At 35.3% G+C, this 915-nt stretch carries 1 protein-coding gene; it reads right to left on the bottom strand.

Going from position 1 to position 915, the window contains the following annotated elements:
- On the bottom strand, positions 1 to 375 hold a 375-nt coding region (locus ACS8FC_RS15590; protein ID WP_439297438.1), incomplete at its 3' end, for an FKBP-type peptidyl-prolyl cis-trans isomerase N-terminal domain-containing protein.
- Between the last annotated feature and the right edge of the window lie 540 nt (positions 376 to 915).

A 915-nucleotide genomic window follows, 5' to 3' on the forward strand; every position in this document is an offset into this window, starting at 1 on the left:
GAATGCTGTGCCAGCGGTTTTATTTTCTGTTGCTTTGGTTTGCATGTCTTTTGCGAACTGTTCTTCTTGCTCTTTTTGATACGTCATCAATACTTCTTGCATTTGCTCTTTGGTCAATGCTGAATCATTGCCTTCATAACCATCACGGAAACCTTTTTCAAAAGTATCCAGGTTCAAATCTTTGACAGCTTCTTTATTGCCTTCTGCCATCATGAATCCTAAGCTATAGCCCACTTTTTCACTTGCTGAGCTTTGTTCAGTGATAGAAACGCTTTGAGCAGCTGTTTCTTGACTGCCGTTATTGGTGCTACAGCCTGTCATTAACAACATAGCACTAGCAAGTGCGCTAATGCTTAAAGTAGTGATTTTTTTCATAGATTACTCTCTGATTGTAAGAATAGTGGCGAGATGTCACATTGTTCTATAATAACAAATCTTAGTTTTGGGAACCACGCTTTACATGAAATTATCGGGCGAATGTACAGTCTGTGTTAATATTTCCTATTATAATAACAAGTTATCACACAAATATAGTGGCAGGTAAAGCTTTCTATCTTTAAATCCATCAATACATAGGCTAAGCTAAATTGGTTAAGGAGATAAGTAATCGAATGTTGGTATTTATCGTTGATATATGAGTGTCAGTAGCAAAGCGATAACTAAAAACCAGACTGATACTTTTGATAATCCTCTTTATTCGAAAATTATAATATCTTCGCATAACTCAATTTAAAGACACTATTTATAATAAACCATCTATATATTTGTCTCGTTCAACGGTGATTGTACTAACAATACTTTTGAGTGTTACCTATAGGATGATTCAAGGAGGATAAGATGAACCCAATGTATACATCTTTTAACGGTTATCTTGGTGGGCCTATCGGTTCTATCATTGGCGCTATTTTGATATTT

Source organism: Psychrobacter sp. 1Y4, from assembly GCF_051847555.1.